This is a genomic window from Alteromonas sp. ABV4_150 (assembly GCF_056311745.1).
This window is the reverse complement of the sequence record NZ_CM149971.1, coordinates 3232730-3246606: the sequence shown is the minus strand read 5'-3', so window position 1 is coordinate 3246606 and position 13877 is coordinate 3232730. Positions and strand designations below refer to the sequence as shown.

Genomic DNA, 13877 nt, shown 5'->3' with positions numbered 1-13877 from the left:
AGTTCGAAGCGATGGCTGCTATGAATTATTGCTTAAGAACTTTAGTGTACAAAGGCGTGCACATATAAAGCGTTTTAAAAAATTACATCTGATAGCTACTACAATGCACATTTTTTGGACAAAGGCGTCCCCAGTTCTTTCTTACGAGAGTGCTGCGGACGCCTTTTTTTGATCTGCAAGAGCGCATGTAGATAGCTAACTTTCGGATGGCAACTGGCAACTTATTAATAACGACAACGTGAGGTGAAACCATGGCTTATCTTCTCCCCGCTGAGTTTGCGACCAAAATGGTAGATGCAGGCGAAGCGAAGATTTATATGTCTACACGAGATACTCTAATACGCGCTTATATGGCAGGTGCAATTTTGGCACTCGCTGCCGTTTTTGCAATTACCATAGCCGTTCAAACTGGCATTTTCCTGCTAGGAGCCGTGCTGTTCCCAGTCGGCTTTTGTATGCTTTACCTTATGGGTTTCGACCTTTTAACCGGCGTGTTTGTATTAACGCCGCTAGCATGGCTTGCCCAGCGCCCAGGGGTTACGCCAAAACAAATATTGAGAAACTGGGGCTTAGTCTTTTTAGGTAACTTCGGCGGTGCATTAACCGTTGCCTTTATGATGTCGTTTATTTTTACTATGGGATACAACGTAGATGGCGGCGCTATTGCGACCAAGGTTGCCAGTATTGGCGAAGCCCGAACGTTAGGCTATGCAGAGCATGGCGCGGCCGGCTGGTTCACCATCTTCATTCGCGGCATGCTATGTAACTGGATGGTGTCATTAGGCGTAGTAGGTGCGATGATCTCAACCCACGTAAGCGGTAAGGTGTTGGCTATGTGGATGCCCATCATGCTGTTCTTCTTCATGGGTTTTGAACACTCTGTAGTAAATATGTTCCTTTTTCCATTTGGTCTTATCATGGGCGGTGATTTCTCTGTGATGGATTACTTCATATGGAATGAAATTCCAACTGCACTAGGCAACTTGGTAGGAGGCTTAGCTTTTACTGGCCTAACGCTTTACACCACCCACGTGAAGACATTGCCAAAGCGTACAATCCCTGTTGATAAGGCAGCGGCCTCTCAAACGCTGCCTATCTAATCAAGATATTTAACCAAACCGCCATCACGACACTAACCTCTATGTTAAGTCGTGATGGCAGCACCTTTCCTATTTAAAAGTAACTCGATAGACCAATAACTCGAAAGTTGGGTAACAAGCCAGTGAATAAGAATAAGCAAGCAGCCCTACAAACATCGAACTACTCGCTACCTTGCACACTTTCAGTAAGTGCTTTTTCAACACCTGGCGTGAAAGAGATAAACCAAGATGCTTACACCTACCATGTATCTTCTGATGAGCTAAATCAAAGTAGTATTTTTGTGGTTGCTGACGGTGTCAGCAGTAGCACGGTAAGCCAGATTGCTAGCGATTTTGCTACCCGTCAGTTTATTAAGCTGTTTAGCATAGCGCCTGAACAATGGTCGGTTAAAACCCGCGCCGAAACTATTATCAAAGAAATTAATGCACTGCTTTATACCCGAACGCAGAAAAGCGCTTTTTGCTATACTCCCGAAAAAGGCTATGTGTGCACACTTTCGGTAGCAATCGTAACAGGCAATCACCTAGACGTATTTCACGTTGGAGATAGCCAAATTCAGGTTGTTACAAGCGACGCTAAAGACCCTATATTGCTAACTCGTCCTCATCGACAAGCATCAGATAGTGAACCTTCACAAACTTATCTTGCTAATGCGTTGGGCGTAACAGCAAGTATCGATATTGACCATACTTCATTAACTATAACCTCACCAAGTACCATTGCGATAAGTACCGACGGCGTTTATGAATTCGTAGCGTTACCGAGCATACTCAACAAAATTAATAATGCCAATACGCTATCTGAAAACCAATCTGCATTAGTTGTACACGAAGCGTTTAACAATGGAAGCGAAGATAACCTCACCCTTCTACTTATAAAAGTCGAGTTCGCTCATATTAGTCACGATGGAAAACAAAACCTAATCTCGGCTATTGGAGAAATAGATACCAACTGCCACGACGTATCGAATGCTGCCGGTTACAGCAGGGGTAATTTAGCATTAAAGGCTACCAGCGAGTTAGCGTTTGCCGAACTTAAAACAGGCGATGAAATAGATGGCTTTAAACTAGAGCGACAGCTTTATACTTCTGCGCGAAGCCATGTATTTATCGCCACACGTCGCCCTTCACCCAATGCAAATACGAATGATAGAGTGGTCGTAAAAACACCAGCCACTGACTTTTCTCAATCGCCTGAATTGCTAAACGGTTTTTTAATAGAGAATTGGTTTTTAAGGCGGGTCGACTCACCCCATATTGTAAAAAGCCCCACTTTTACGGACTTGGGTTATCAAAACACACCCACAGCCTTTTATAGCGTGAGTAGCTATGTGCAAGGGCAAACCTTGGCACAGTGGTCTATTGATAACCCTACGCCTTCATTAGAGCAAGTGAGGAATATTGTTGAGCAGGTCAGCAATGGATTACAGGCAATGCACCGCCAAGGCATGCTTCACAGGGATATACGCCCCGACAATATTATCATCAGCGAACACGGTCACTGTACTCTTATTGACCTTGGTTCAGCGGCCTTAAAAAATGCCCCCAGCCTTTATAGTGATGCGCCTATTCCTGGCGCAGCACTCTTTGCTGCACCAGAGTACTTTTTAGGAAATGTGGGCACCGAGCGCTCGGATTTATTTTCCTTAGCCGTACTCACTTATTACCTTTTATGTGGTCGTTATCCTTACCATACCAAGCTTGCCCACTGTCGCACTTTTGCTGAACAGAAAAAACTAAAATACGAGACGGCGTTAGATCCTAAACGACCAATACCTACTTGGGTTGATAGTGCGCTTAAGCGTGCTTTACACATAACCCCTGACAAACGCTACTCTTCGCTTTCAGAGTTTATTCACTCGCTGCGCTACCCAAATCCTACTGAGCACACAACATATCAACCCTTAATAAAACGCCATCCGCTTTTTGTCTACAAAGCATTAATACTCGCTCTTATTGTTAGCAACCTAGTAACGCTCATTTTATTTAATTAACCCGTTGAGGAAATACTAATGATTACATCAAGAACACAAGTTACCGATATGATCCAATCAGCCAAAATTCTAAAAGGCATAAAGTGGAGTCAAATTGCCGAAGTTGTTGGCCAGTCAAAAGAATGGAGTACTGCCGCCTGCTTAGGCCAGATGGCCATGACAAAACAACAAGCAGAAGCGGTAGGCGAATTACTTGAACTTTCAGATGAAGCCATTGCTTGGCTTCAGATAGTTCCTTACAAAGGCTCATTACCCACAGAAGTACCTACTGACCCGCTTATTTATCGCTGGTATGAACTCGTAAATGTATATGGCACTACCTTAAAAGAACTTATCCATGAAGAGTTTGGCGACGGTATTATGAGCGCGATTGATTTCTCAATGGATTTACAGCGCGAAAACGACCCTAAAGGCGACCGCGTTAGCGTAGTTATGTCTGGGAAGTTTTTGCCGTACAAAATGTACTAAAGCCATGTACTAAAGCCCTGCGCTGTAGGCATAAAAAAAGCCGGTCGAATGACCGGCTTTTTCTATTTTTTTGAAGCGTTAGCTAACACAAGCTAGCTAACGTTCGCAAAGGCTAATTACTTAGCGTCTTTACGTGCTTTCGCTTCTTCAATTACTTTGTCAGCTACGTTCTGAGGACATGCTGAGTAGTGGCTGAATTCCATAGAGAACTGACCACGACCAGATGTAATAGTACGTAAGTGACCAATGTAACCAAACATCTCAGATAGAGGTACGTCAGCCTTGATGCGAACGCCAGTAGCGCCAGCTTCTTGGTCTTTAATCATACCACGACGACGGTTAAGGTCACCGATTACGTCACCAACGTTGTCTTCTGGGCTGAATACGTCAACTTTCATCACAGGCTCAAGAATTTGAGGGCCTGCTTTTGGCATTGACTGACGGAATGCACCTTTTGCTGCAATTTCGAACGCGATTGCTGATGAGTCAACTGCGTGGAAACCACCGTCGTATAGCTCAACTTCAACGTCTAGTACTGGGTAACCAGCTAGAGGACCTACTTCCATCATACCTGCGAAACCTTTTTCGATTGCAGGGAAGAATTCTTTAGGTACGTTACCGCCCACAACAGTAGATGTGAACTTGAAGCCAGAGTTAGTTTCGCCTGGCTTGATGCGGTAATCAATCTTACCGAACTGACCAGAACCACCAGACTGCTTCTTGTGCGTGTAGCTGTCTTCAACAGGTAGCGTGATAGTTTCACGGTATGCAACCTGTGGCTGACCAACTTCTAGCTCAACGCCGTAAGTACGCTTCAAGATGTCTACTTTGATATCAAGGTGAAGTTCCCCCATACCTTTAAGGATGGTTTCGCCTGAATCTTCGTCAGTTTCAACTTGGAAAGATGGATCTTCTGCTACTAGTTTACCGATAGCGATAGACATCTTTTCGTTAGCGCCTTTGTCTTTTGGCTTAACAGCAATCGAGATTACTGGCTCAGGGAAGATCATTGGCTCTAGTGTACAAGCGTTTTTAGGATCACAAAGCGTGTGACCAGTTTGAACGTTCTTCATACCAACAACAGCTAGGATGTCACCTGCTTGTGCAGAAGTAAGTTCAGTACGCTCATCAGCGTGCATCTCAACCATACGGCCGATACGCTCAGTTTTACCTGTAGCACTGTTAAGGATAGTGTCACCCTTGTTAAGTACACCAGAGTAAATACGGATAAACGTAAGCGCACCAAAACGGTCGTCCATGATTTTGAACGCAAGCGCACGGAACGGCTCTTCAGTAGATACTGTTGCTACTTCACCAGTAGGTTCACCAGTCTCTTCGTCTGTAAGAGGCTGTGGGTCTACTTCTGTTGGAGAAGGTAGGAAATCGATAACCGCGTCAAGAACTAGCTGAATACCTTTGTTCTTAAATGCAGAACCACAGTACGTTGGGAAGAACGCTAGGTCACGAGTACCCTTACGGATACAACGCTTGATGTCTTCTAGAGACGGCTCTTCGCCATCCATGTAAGCCATCATTAGGTCATCGTCTTGCTCAACTGCAGTCTCGATTAGTTGCTCACGGTATTCGTTAGCTTTCTCAACCATATCTTCTGGGATATCTACTACTTCGTAGTTTTCAGGTAGGCCTGAGTCGTCCCAGATGTACGCTTTCATGTCTAGAAGGTTTACAACACCTTTAAACTCGTCTTCGATACCGATTGGAAGTGTCATTACTAGTGGGTTAGCAGCAAGTACTTTCTTAACTTGGCCAACAACACGGTAGAAATCTGCACCCATACGGTCTAGTTTGTTAACGAAAATACAGCGAGCAACGCCAGATTCGTTAGCATAACGCCAGTTAGTTTCTGACTGAGGCTCAACACCGCCAGAACCACAGAATACACCGATACCGCCGTCTAGTACTTTAAGTGAACGATATACTTCAACTGTAAAGTCAACGTGTCCCGGAGTATCGATGATGTTCATGCGATGATCTTTCCAGAAACAGGTTGTTGCCGCTGACTGGATGGTAATACCACGCTCAGCTTCCTGCTCCATGAAGTCAGTTGTTGATTCACCATCGTGAACCTCACCAGTTTTATGGATTTTACCAGTAAGCTTCAAGATACGTTCTGTTGTGGTAGTTTTACCCGCGTCTACGTGGGCGAAAATACCAATGTTTCTGTATAAAGATAAGTCTGACATTAGTTCACTTTCATTGGTTCAGAGTAAAAAAACGGCTGGATTATAAAGGATTTCTATACCAGATTTACACCTTTTTTAGCATAAACCTCAAATTCGCTTGTCAAAATCCGCGCCAGCATCAATTCTTTTCTATAAGTATCAACAACTTAATATGTTATGACACTTTTTTGAAAAATAACAAAATCACACCTCATCAGCTGAAGTGCGAACAATTGTTACTGTAACTTCATCTCTGTCGTGGTAGAGATGCCTAACCTTAACCGCGAATGCATCATCTAAGGCATTTAAACGGCTATTTAGCAACGCCATGGCTTCGACTACAGTTTCATAGCGTTGTTTCATAGGTAGCTTTAAGTTAAAAATGGCGTGGGTCGCCCAGTGCTTGACCAGCCAATCCCCCATCAATTTCGCTACTCTATCGGGTTGCTCTATCATATCACAGACAAGCAGATCGACGCGACCAAATTGTGGTCGATAAGTAAAGCCATCTGCTGCGTGATGTTCAACCAACCCGGTACTCATCAAACTATCGGCTACAAGTCCATTATCGATAGCTTCCACATACATGCCGCGCTTCACCAGTTGATAGGTCCAACCACCAGGGCATGCCCCTAAATCAACCGCACGCCCACCATTTCGAAGTACTTTCGTTTGCTGAGTGTCACTCAGCATGTTTACAAGTGCATCTTCGAGTTTAAGCGTAGACCGGCTAGGTGCATCGCTTGGAAATTTTAATCGGCAGATACCGAGATGATCGCGGCTTGCGTGGCTAGGTAATGTATAGCCAATATGACAAATTTCAAATGACTCAAAGAAAATATGCAGTTTAGGTTTACCTAAATTTTCTTTTGCAGTAAGCCACCCTGCTTTTCTTAACGCTTGGCGAAGGGGTACGGTAAACTTACGGCAAAACTTAGCGAGGGTTTTCCCATCCTCGGTATCAGGGTACTCCACATCGATGGCACCAAATATAGAAAACGGCTTTTCTATTTCTTTTAGTGCGTCGAGTACCTGCCCCACTCTATCTTCTTTTTCCACTTCAGTTAACGTGGCAAAAACGGCCACTAGCTGGCGAGGAAAGATGCTGTCATGGACAGCAAACTGGGTAATGGTTTGCTCTAATTGCGAAGCATCGTATAAATGGTAGTGCACAAAGCCACTGTTCTTCTTAGACACAGGGTAACCGTAACACTGCACTTCACCGTACCTCGACGTGAGCTCGTTTGCCGTGTCATTTTCATACCCCGGCCGGCAATAGCCTAAAATGCTGGCATTAGACATTACCTGCTCCCTTATTTTGGTTCACGTGTTTAGCGTTTATTTTGTCTGTTTTCGTCAAGCTTTGCTGCGCGCTTACGCTATGCTTGGAAGGCCCCACTAACAAGCCAGCAATCAATAAAATCCAGCCTGTAATCATGAATAGGCCACCTAACGGGGTTATTGGCCCAAACCATTTAATACCGCTGATGGCGAGCGCGTATAAACTTCCGCTAAACAATACCGTACCGATAACAAAACAAAACGCCACCCGGTTAGCCCACTTCGGCGTGACATAAGCAGACAGAGCAGGCAATAGCATCAAGGCTAGTGCATGATACATTTGATAGCGCACACCTATTTCAAATGTATTGAGTTGCTGTGCATTTAATACACTTCTTAAACCGTGAGCGCCAAACGCCCCTAGCACAACCGCTAAGCCCGCAAGCAGCGCTCCAATGATAATATAAGGTTTAGCAAACCTAAGTTTTTCGGTACTCATTGATTTAATCGTTCGCTTTCATTTCAAATGTCATTTTGAACATTAATTATCCAAATTACGGGTTATAAACGCCGCGGTTAATTCAGCAGCTTTAATAATATGCTGTTGCTGGGTTTTACCGCTGGCCTTTCGAGGTTTGAAGCTGTGGTCACCGTCTTCTAAAAATACGCATTCAATCGTTGATGATAGCGCGTAGTTCTCTTCACCACTTTCAATCTCATTTTTATTACCAAAGGTATCCCTTTCCCCTTGAATAATAAGCAAAGGTTTCGCCGCCGTTAGTAAGTGTTCTGTGCGAGTTTTCTCCGGCTTGCCTGGTGGGTGAAATGGATAACCTAGCGCTATCGCGCCTTTTACGTTGCTTATACCTTCATACACCATGGTGGACATACGTCCGCCCATCGACTTACCGCCAATGAAGACGGGTAAGTTATGCAGGGCTTTGTTATCCTTGCTGCACGACTCTATTACTGCAGTAAAGTGTGACATGAGTTTGTCGGCCTTATCTGGAGGCCTGCGCTTTCCTGTAGCCTTGATGGTCTGCATATACGGGAAATTGAATAGCACCGTAGATATGCCTTTAGCAACAAGTTCGTTTGCCATGTCTTGCATGAAGTCATGCTCTTTACCTGCACCAGCGCCGTGCCCAAGTACTAAACATGCGATAGGCGCTTTGGCAGCATGCACTTCCATATCGAAAACAACGTCATTTGTAGTCGTTTCTGTAGTGGTTTGTGTATTGCTTTCTTTTAATCTCGCCATACTACAACAACTCCTCTTGTTCAGCTTCAACCAGGGCTAAGATCCAGTCTCTAAATGCTGCAATTTTTCCTAATTCAGCCTGTGATTCCTCACACACTAAATAAAATGCGTCACGACTTTCTACCCGCTCTTCAAACGGCATCACAAGTCGTCCTGCTTCAATTTCTGGCCTAGCGAGTATGGTATTACCCAATGCGATACCTTGACCTAGCGCAGCCGCTTGCAATACCAACATAGAATGGCTAAAAACCGGCCCTTGGTTCACATTCACACCAACAACGCCAACATGCTTAAGCCAGTTTTTCCACGCGGTTCGACTAAGGTCATGTAGTAACACGTGATGTCGTAAATCAGATAAGCTAGATAGTGGCTTAGGGCCTTGAAACAGCATGGGTGAACACAGCGGTGTAAGGAACTCTCTGTGCAGCTGGTCAGCTTGAAGCCCGGTCCAACGGCCTTTCCCGTAATATATCGCAACGTCAACATCGTCTTCTAAGAAGCCTTCGTCGAAGTCTACCGCTTTAATGCGAACGTCAATATCGGGGTGAGCCAAGCTAAACTTATGAATGCGTGGTACCAACCATTGGCTAGCGAAACTCGGTGGCATAGCTACCGTGATAGCACCTTTACTGCCTTTCGCAAGTAGCCTTTCTGTCGCGTCTTGTAAGTTTTTGAAGATATCTTTTAACTCCAAGAAATACGCCTGCCCTTCTTCGGTAAGAAGCAAAGTTCTATTTCTACGAAGGAATAGCTTCATAGATAAGAAATCTTCAAGCGCTTTTATTTGATGACTTACTGCTGCTTGAGTAACAAACAGTTCATCAGCTGCCTTGGTAAAGCTCAAATGGCGCGCGGCCGCTTCAAACGACTTTAAGGCATTAAGAGGGGGTAAACGTCGGTGCATAGTTTGTTTTGAATCCAGTGTGACCGAAGCATGACAAATCCATTATTTTTTCTAATGACAGCCCATACTTTTACTCGTTTTATTTCTCACCACCCACTGATTATAATTTACCCGAAATTAAGAAAGAGCATTTAATTTCAGTCAATTATGCCGACCAAATGTTAAACATTTTAACATTGGCCAACAATTTTTTAATTATTTTTATTAGGTGTGAAAATGAAAAAACTACTTTTAGCTAGCGTTTCTGTAATGGCTTTCGCAAGCGCTGCTGCAAATGCTAACGCACAACCAGAAAAGATCAATCTACAATCATTAATCAACACTGCAATGACCAGTGTAAAAATGGCTGAAGTATTGCCGGAAAACGATGCTCACATCGTCGTTAAGAAGCAATCAAAGGCAATTTTAGCTGAAGAGATCCAAGTCCAGCTTCACAAGAATCTATTAGCAATGGCGAAAGGTGAAGAGCGCGTAATCGTTTCTGAAGCGGAATAAGCAACTCACACACCTGATACGCATGCCGGTGCTCGCACCGGCATACGCCATCAACACCTGCTTAGGTATTACTTGTATCTAACGCGTCAAAACCTTTCACTAGTTCATCTAACGCTTTCATTTGCTGTAAATATGGCTCTAATTTCGCCAGCGGCAGTGCACAAGGCCCATCACATAATGCTTCATCAGGGTTAGGATGCGCCTCTATGAATAGTCCTGCCAAACCTAATGCCATACCGCTTCTTGCTAGTTGTGCCGCTTGCGCTCGTCGACCATCTGCAGACGTTGCACGACCACCTGGCATCTGTAGTGCGTGAGTCGCATCAAATATCACTGGCGCGTACTCTTTCATTGCATCCATACCAAGCATATCTACAACCAAGTTGTTGTAGCCAAAGCAACTGCCACGCTCGCAAAGAATAACCTTGTCATTACCCGCTTCATCTAGCTTTCCAATTATATGGCGCATTTCATGAGGCGCTAAGAACTGAGGTTTCTTAACATTAATTACGGCACCTGTCTTCGCCATAGCCACCACTAGGTCGGTCTGACGAGCTAGGAAGGCAGGTAACTGGATAACGTCAACCACTTCGGCGACTGGTGCCGCTTGGTGCGGCTCGTGTACATCAGTAATAAGAGGAACGTTAAAGGTCGCCTTAATTTCCTCAAAAATACGTAAGCCTTCTTCCATACCTGGCCCACGGTAAGAAGTCACCGATGAACGGTTCGCTTTATCAAACGAGGCTTTAAAAACGTACGGAATATTGAGCTTTTGTGTTATTTCAACATAATGCTCAGCAATTCGCATTGCCAGGTCGCGCGACTCGAGTACGTTCATTCCTCCGAACAGTACGAAAGGTAAATGGTTGGCAACGTCGACGTTACCTACATTAATAACCTGTTGAGATTCAGACATTATTTATTTCCAATTAAATCTTAAAAAAGAGGTTGTTTGGTTACTGCTACCATAGCTGTTGCCATTAACACCACCAGTGCTGCAACGAAGAAGCCCCACTTGCTTAACTTTGTTTTAGCTTTCTTAAGTGCAAACAATCCAAACACAATGTAAAGCACTACGCCAATGACCTTAAACGTGAGCCACGCGTTAACAAATGGGTATTGAGACAGAATGACACACAGCCAGATTGCACTCGCTAATAGCACGGTATCAATGATATGAGGAAGAATTTTCACCCACTTCTTGTTTAACGCTGTAGCGTCAAATTGGCTCCAAATAAACCGAAAGACAAAGAATAGGATGCTTAAGCCAACGGCGGTTAAATGAAGGTGTTTTGCCATCATGTACATAGTGTGTTCCTGTTTTTATTAGATGATAAGCCTGCTGCTCATTTTTTAACACATGAGCCAAATGGTCATTGTTTTATCTTGAACGTGAAAATCGAAAGCCTCTAAAAGGCAGCCAAGTTTATGCCTTTCTCTTGAAAGCCATCGACAATATGTGATTACTTTACAGTCACATTTTAAACCACGAGCAGTCATCTTAAAGGCAGGTGGGTTGGGTTAGACCTGTCTTATTTTTTATAGCTCTCGTGTAAGCGCTATTATTGTAACGTATTACAGTAAGTAAATAACGGGAAATGCATCATTGCGCATCAGGATATTGAGCTTGTATCGCTAAAAAAGCGGGAAGATCACTTAGCATGCAGTCTACCAAACGTGGGTCGAAGTGTTTGCCACTTTCCTCTTTTAACACTGCTTCAACCTTTTCGATTGTCCACGCAGGTTTGTAGGGGCGTGGGTTTATAAGCGCATCAAATACATCAACCAATGTGGCAATACGGCTTTTAATATCTATTTCCTCGCCCTTAAGCCCATCGGGATATCCTGTTCCATCCCAACGCTCGTGATGCTGTTTCGCTAACATAGCGGCAAGCTGAACAGTAGGACGACTTGAGTCTTGCAAAATTTGATATCCGAATTCTGCATGCTGACGTATCTTAAAAACTTCATCTTCGGTTAAAGGGGTTGTTTTTTGCAAAATCGCTTTAGGCACAATAGAAGTACCAATATCATGTAGCGGTACAGCAAGGCGCAAAGCATTCACTTCCTGCTCATTTAACCCAACTTTCTCAGCCAAGCGTTGGGCCATCTCGACCATTCTTGTGAGATGGTTAGACGAGTTAGATTCATGTTCTAGAGCGCGACCTAAACGTTCTATAATTTCTTTCTGCGTCGCCTCAACATCAACGGTTTTCAATACGTTATCAAACGCAAGCTGCACGCTATCTGAAAAGCGTTTCACCAGATGTCGGTCATTATCCCCTATTCGCCTTGGCAACCCAGATAAATACAAAAGTGCACCGTTGTGAGTTTTGCTATTACAGTAAGCCACCACGTGATCTTCTGCATATACAATCTGCTTATCGCGCATCGCTTGTGCACACAGGGCATATTCTTGTGCGCTAATCGCATCTTTTAACGGCACACCTTCTTTGCTGGCATATTCGCCATTTCCTGCAAACACATACAGTTCGTCTTTGCCCAACTGACTATTGTTTGTATTGATTGTTCGCGATGTAGTGGCAACCGCAGTAGTAATATAGGCGGCATCTTTCGAACAGCCTAGAATCGAGGCCAACTGTTGGATGATACCCTGCATGAATTTTTCGAGAGAATGTGAAGAAAACAAATCTACAGATGCATCAATGATTTTTTCAAGACCGCGCCTATTTTCTTCAATAACGATAATATCGCGATAAGAGCGCAGCGCTGCAATAATAACTGTGAATAGTTTTTGTGCAGTTAGTTCGGTTTTAGATTTATAGTCGTTGATGTCGTAGTTAATGATGACATCTTTTTCTGGTGCTTGGCCGGGCTGGCCAGTGCGTAAAATAATGCGGGTAAAGTGATTGTCGAGCTCATTGCGTATGTAGTCTGCCACTTTAAGACCTGCGTCATCGGTTTCCATTACCACATCAAGTAAAACTACAGCGATATCATTATGCGTTTCGAAAATTCTCTTTGCTTCTTCGCCACTGTGTGCGCTAACAAATTCTAGAGATTTACCATTTAAACTGAAATCATTTAGAGCTAGTTTGGTAACCGCATGTACTTCGGGTTCATCATCAACAATGAGTACTTTCCAGCTACCCAGATCTTCTACTTCATTTTCATCGTCATCTTCTGCGAAAAGAAAGTCATCATTCATCTGGTACATCCTGTAGTGTAAGAAGTTGTATAGCTTAGTGCTTTTGATTTTTATTCGATGCTACACAGATACTAATGCAAAACAAAATATAAGCAAGTTTGCAATTAAACAGCTATGGTTACTGCCAATTTTATGTATGATGAGAGTAATTAGAGAGCTAACGCCACTGACCTAGCGTTACGCGATCATTGTCGCCGTAGTCCTTAACAGTTTTGACATTTACAAATCCAGCATCTGCGAGCAAAGCGTTAACAGCAGTGCCTTGGTCAAAGCCGTGTTCGAATGCAAGTAAAGCCCCTTTATTGAGATATTTTGGCGCATTATTAATAATATGCTTAATGTCATCTAAGCCATCATGACCCGAGGTTAATGCCGTTTTCGGTTCAAAACGCACGTCGCCTTCGTCAAGATATGGGCTGGTTTCTTCGATATAAGGCGGGTTTGAAACGATAATGTCGAAGGTTTGGCCATTGAGAGCATTAAACCAATCACTTTGCACGAAGCGGGTATTGGTTATGTTATTAGCTTGTGCATTGCGAGTAGCAAGTTTTACCGCCCCATGTTGGAAGTCCACACCAGTAACTGATGCTTTAGGTAATTCGCTTGCTAACGCCAAGGCTATAGCGCCAGTACCTGTTCCTAAGTCACAAATTGACAGCGGATGAGATAGATGGTCATTCGCCCAGTTAAGAACCTGTTCAACCAACACTTCTGTATCAGGCCGGGGTATTAGAGTATCAGGTGAGGTAAATAATGATAGGGTCCAGAAATCGCGCTTGCCGATAATATAAGCAACAGGCTCACCGCGTTTTCTCTTAGCTACTGCAACCTCAAATAGAGTCCGCTCAGTGTCGTCCAAGGTTTTATCTGGCCATGTGAACAGGTAAGTTTGAGACTTACCAAGAATATTTGCCAATATAACTTTGGCATCAACAGAGGGTGACTCTCCACCCTCTAATTGCTCAACAGCCCATGCTAGGGCCTTATCTATGCGCATTATCTTTTTTAACGCTAATTATGCT

At 43.9% G+C, this 13877-nt stretch carries 13 protein-coding genes; 4 read left to right on the top strand and 9 right to left on the bottom strand.

Going from position 1 to position 13877, the window contains the following annotated elements; translation table 11 throughout:
- Positions 1-251: 251 nt before the first annotated feature.
- The 3 genes from ACYX4M_RS14135 (at position 252) to cynS (ending at position 3562) form a co-directional block, all read left to right on the top strand.
- Positions 252-1100, top strand: a complete 849-nt coding sequence (locus ACYX4M_RS14135) for a formate/nitrite transporter family protein (RefSeq protein ID WP_179982984.1) — start codon at positions 252-254, stop codon at positions 1098-1100.
- A gap of 122 nt (positions 1101-1222) precedes the next feature.
- Entirely contained in the window at positions 1223-3094 is a 1872-nt protein-coding gene (locus ACYX4M_RS14130) for a bifunctional protein-serine/threonine kinase/phosphatase (RefSeq protein ID WP_476080572.1), read from the top strand.
- 18 nt (positions 3095-3112) lie between these two features.
- Positions 3113-3562 (top strand): cyanase, encoded by a 450-nt coding sequence (gene cynS, locus ACYX4M_RS14125; RefSeq protein WP_071814393.1) that lies wholly within the window; start codon positions 3113-3115, stop codon positions 3560-3562.
- A gap of 116 nt (positions 3563-3678) precedes the next feature.
- On the opposite strand, the gene fusA is transcribed toward cynS, so the two are convergent.
- The 5 genes from fusA to ACYX4M_RS14100 all read right to left on the bottom strand — a co-directional run bounded on the left by fusA (position 3679) and on the right by ACYX4M_RS14100 (position 9191).
- The gene (gene fusA / locus ACYX4M_RS14120) at positions 3679-5766 is read right to left on the bottom strand and encodes an elongation factor G (protein ID WP_476080571.1); all 2088 of its coding nucleotides are present in this window, start codon (positions 5764-5766) and stop codon (positions 3679-3681) included.
- A 183-nt stretch (positions 5767-5949) separates the two neighbouring features.
- Entirely contained in the window at positions 5950-7047 is a 1098-nt protein-coding gene (gene rlmM, locus ACYX4M_RS14115) for a 23S rRNA (cytidine(2498)-2'-O)-methyltransferase RlmM (protein WP_476080570.1), read from the bottom strand.
- Positions 7040-7525: a DUF423 domain-containing protein gene (locus tag ACYX4M_RS14110; protein WP_476080569.1), complete on the bottom strand. Its 486-nt coding sequence runs from the start codon at positions 7523-7525 to the stop codon at positions 7040-7042. Before ACYX4M_RS14110 ends, rlmM begins: the two co-directional genes overlap by 8 nt.
- 42 nt (positions 7526-7567) lie before the next feature.
- Positions 7568-8218 carry an alpha/beta family hydrolase gene (locus ACYX4M_RS14105; RefSeq protein WP_476082885.1) on the bottom strand — a complete coding sequence of 217 codons (651 nt, stop codon included), beginning with the start codon at positions 8216-8218 and terminating at the stop codon, positions 7568-7570.
- 70 nt (positions 8219-8288) lie between these two features.
- A complete protein-coding gene (locus ACYX4M_RS14100; RefSeq protein ID WP_476080568.1) occupies positions 8289-9191 on the bottom strand; it encodes a transcriptional regulator GcvA in 903 nt (300 codons plus the stop codon).
- A 216-nt stretch (positions 9192-9407) separates the two neighbouring features.
- Between ACYX4M_RS14100 and ACYX4M_RS14095 the strand changes: the two genes are divergently transcribed.
- Positions 9408-9686 carry a hypothetical protein gene (locus ACYX4M_RS14095; RefSeq protein ID WP_476080567.1) on the top strand — a complete coding sequence of 93 codons (279 nt, stop codon included), beginning with the start codon at positions 9408-9410 and terminating at the stop codon, positions 9684-9686.
- A 61-nt stretch (positions 9687-9747) separates the two neighbouring features.
- Here the strand turns inward: ACYX4M_RS14095 and kdsA are convergent, their stop codons facing one another.
- The 4 genes from kdsA to prmC form a co-directional block, all read right to left on the bottom strand.
- Positions 9748-10602, bottom strand: coding sequence for a 3-deoxy-8-phosphooctulonate synthase (kdsA, locus tag ACYX4M_RS14090; RefSeq protein ID WP_476080566.1), 855 nt, complete (start codon positions 10600-10602; stop codon positions 9748-9750).
- A 20-nt stretch (positions 10603-10622) separates the two neighbouring features.
- Complete coding sequence (locus ACYX4M_RS14085; protein ID WP_334059240.1) at positions 10623-10994, bottom strand: SirB2 family protein; 372 nt, start codon at positions 10992-10994, stop codon at positions 10623-10625.
- A 295-nt stretch (positions 10995-11289) separates the two neighbouring features.
- On the bottom strand, positions 11290-12855 hold the full coding sequence (locus ACYX4M_RS14080; RefSeq protein WP_476080565.1) for a DUF3369 domain-containing protein: 1566 nt from the start codon (positions 12853-12855) through the stop codon (positions 11290-11292).
- Between the two features lie 157 nt (positions 12856-13012).
- Positions 13013-13852: a peptide chain release factor N(5)-glutamine methyltransferase gene (gene prmC / locus ACYX4M_RS14075; protein ID WP_476080564.1), complete on the bottom strand. Its 840-nt coding sequence runs from the start codon at positions 13850-13852 to the stop codon at positions 13013-13015.
- Between the last annotated feature and the right edge of the window lie 25 nt (positions 13853-13877).

Bases quoted from the DNA above. Each gene is read 5' to 3' on its own strand.
- ACYX4M_RS14135 (WP_179982984.1), top strand. From the start codon at position 252: ATGGCTTATCTTCTCCCCGCTGAGTTTGCGACCAAAATGGTAGATGCA.
- cynS (WP_071814393.1), top strand. From the start codon at position 3,113: ATGATTACATCAAGAACACAAGTTACCGATATGATCCAATCAGCCAAA.
- fusA (WP_476080571.1), bottom strand. From the start codon at position 5,766: ATGTCAGACTTATCTTTATACAGAAACATTGGTATTTTCGCCCACGTA.
- rlmM (WP_476080570.1), bottom strand. From the start codon at position 7,047: ATGTCTAATGCCAGCATTTTAGGCTATTGCCGGCCGGGGTATGAAAAT.
- ACYX4M_RS14110 (WP_476080569.1), bottom strand. From the start codon at position 7,525: ATGAGTACCGAAAAACTTAGGTTTGCTAAACCTTATATTATCATTGGA.
- ACYX4M_RS14105 (WP_476082885.1), bottom strand. From the start codon at position 8,218: ATGGAAGTGCATGCTGCCAAAGCGCCTATCGCATGTTTAGTACTTGGG.
- ACYX4M_RS14100 (WP_476080568.1), bottom strand. From the start codon at position 9,191: ATGCACCGACGTTTACCCCCTCTTAATGCCTTAAAGTCGTTTGAAGCG.
- ACYX4M_RS14095 (WP_476080567.1), top strand. From the start codon at position 9,408: ATGAAAAAACTACTTTTAGCTAGCGTTTCTGTAATGGCTTTCGCAAGC.
- kdsA (WP_476080566.1), bottom strand. From the start codon at position 10,602: ATGTCTGAATCTCAACAGGTTATTAATGTAGGTAACGTCGACGTTGCC.
- ACYX4M_RS14085 (WP_334059240.1), bottom strand. From the start codon at position 10,994: ATGTACATGATGGCAAAACACCTTCATTTAACCGCCGTTGGCTTAAGC.
- ACYX4M_RS14080 (WP_476080565.1), bottom strand. From the start codon at position 12,855: ATGAATGATGACTTTCTTTTCGCAGAAGATGACGATGAAAATGAAGTA.
- prmC (WP_476080564.1), bottom strand. From the start codon at position 13,852: ATGCGCATAGATAAGGCCCTAGCATGGGCTGTTGAGCAATTAGAGGGT.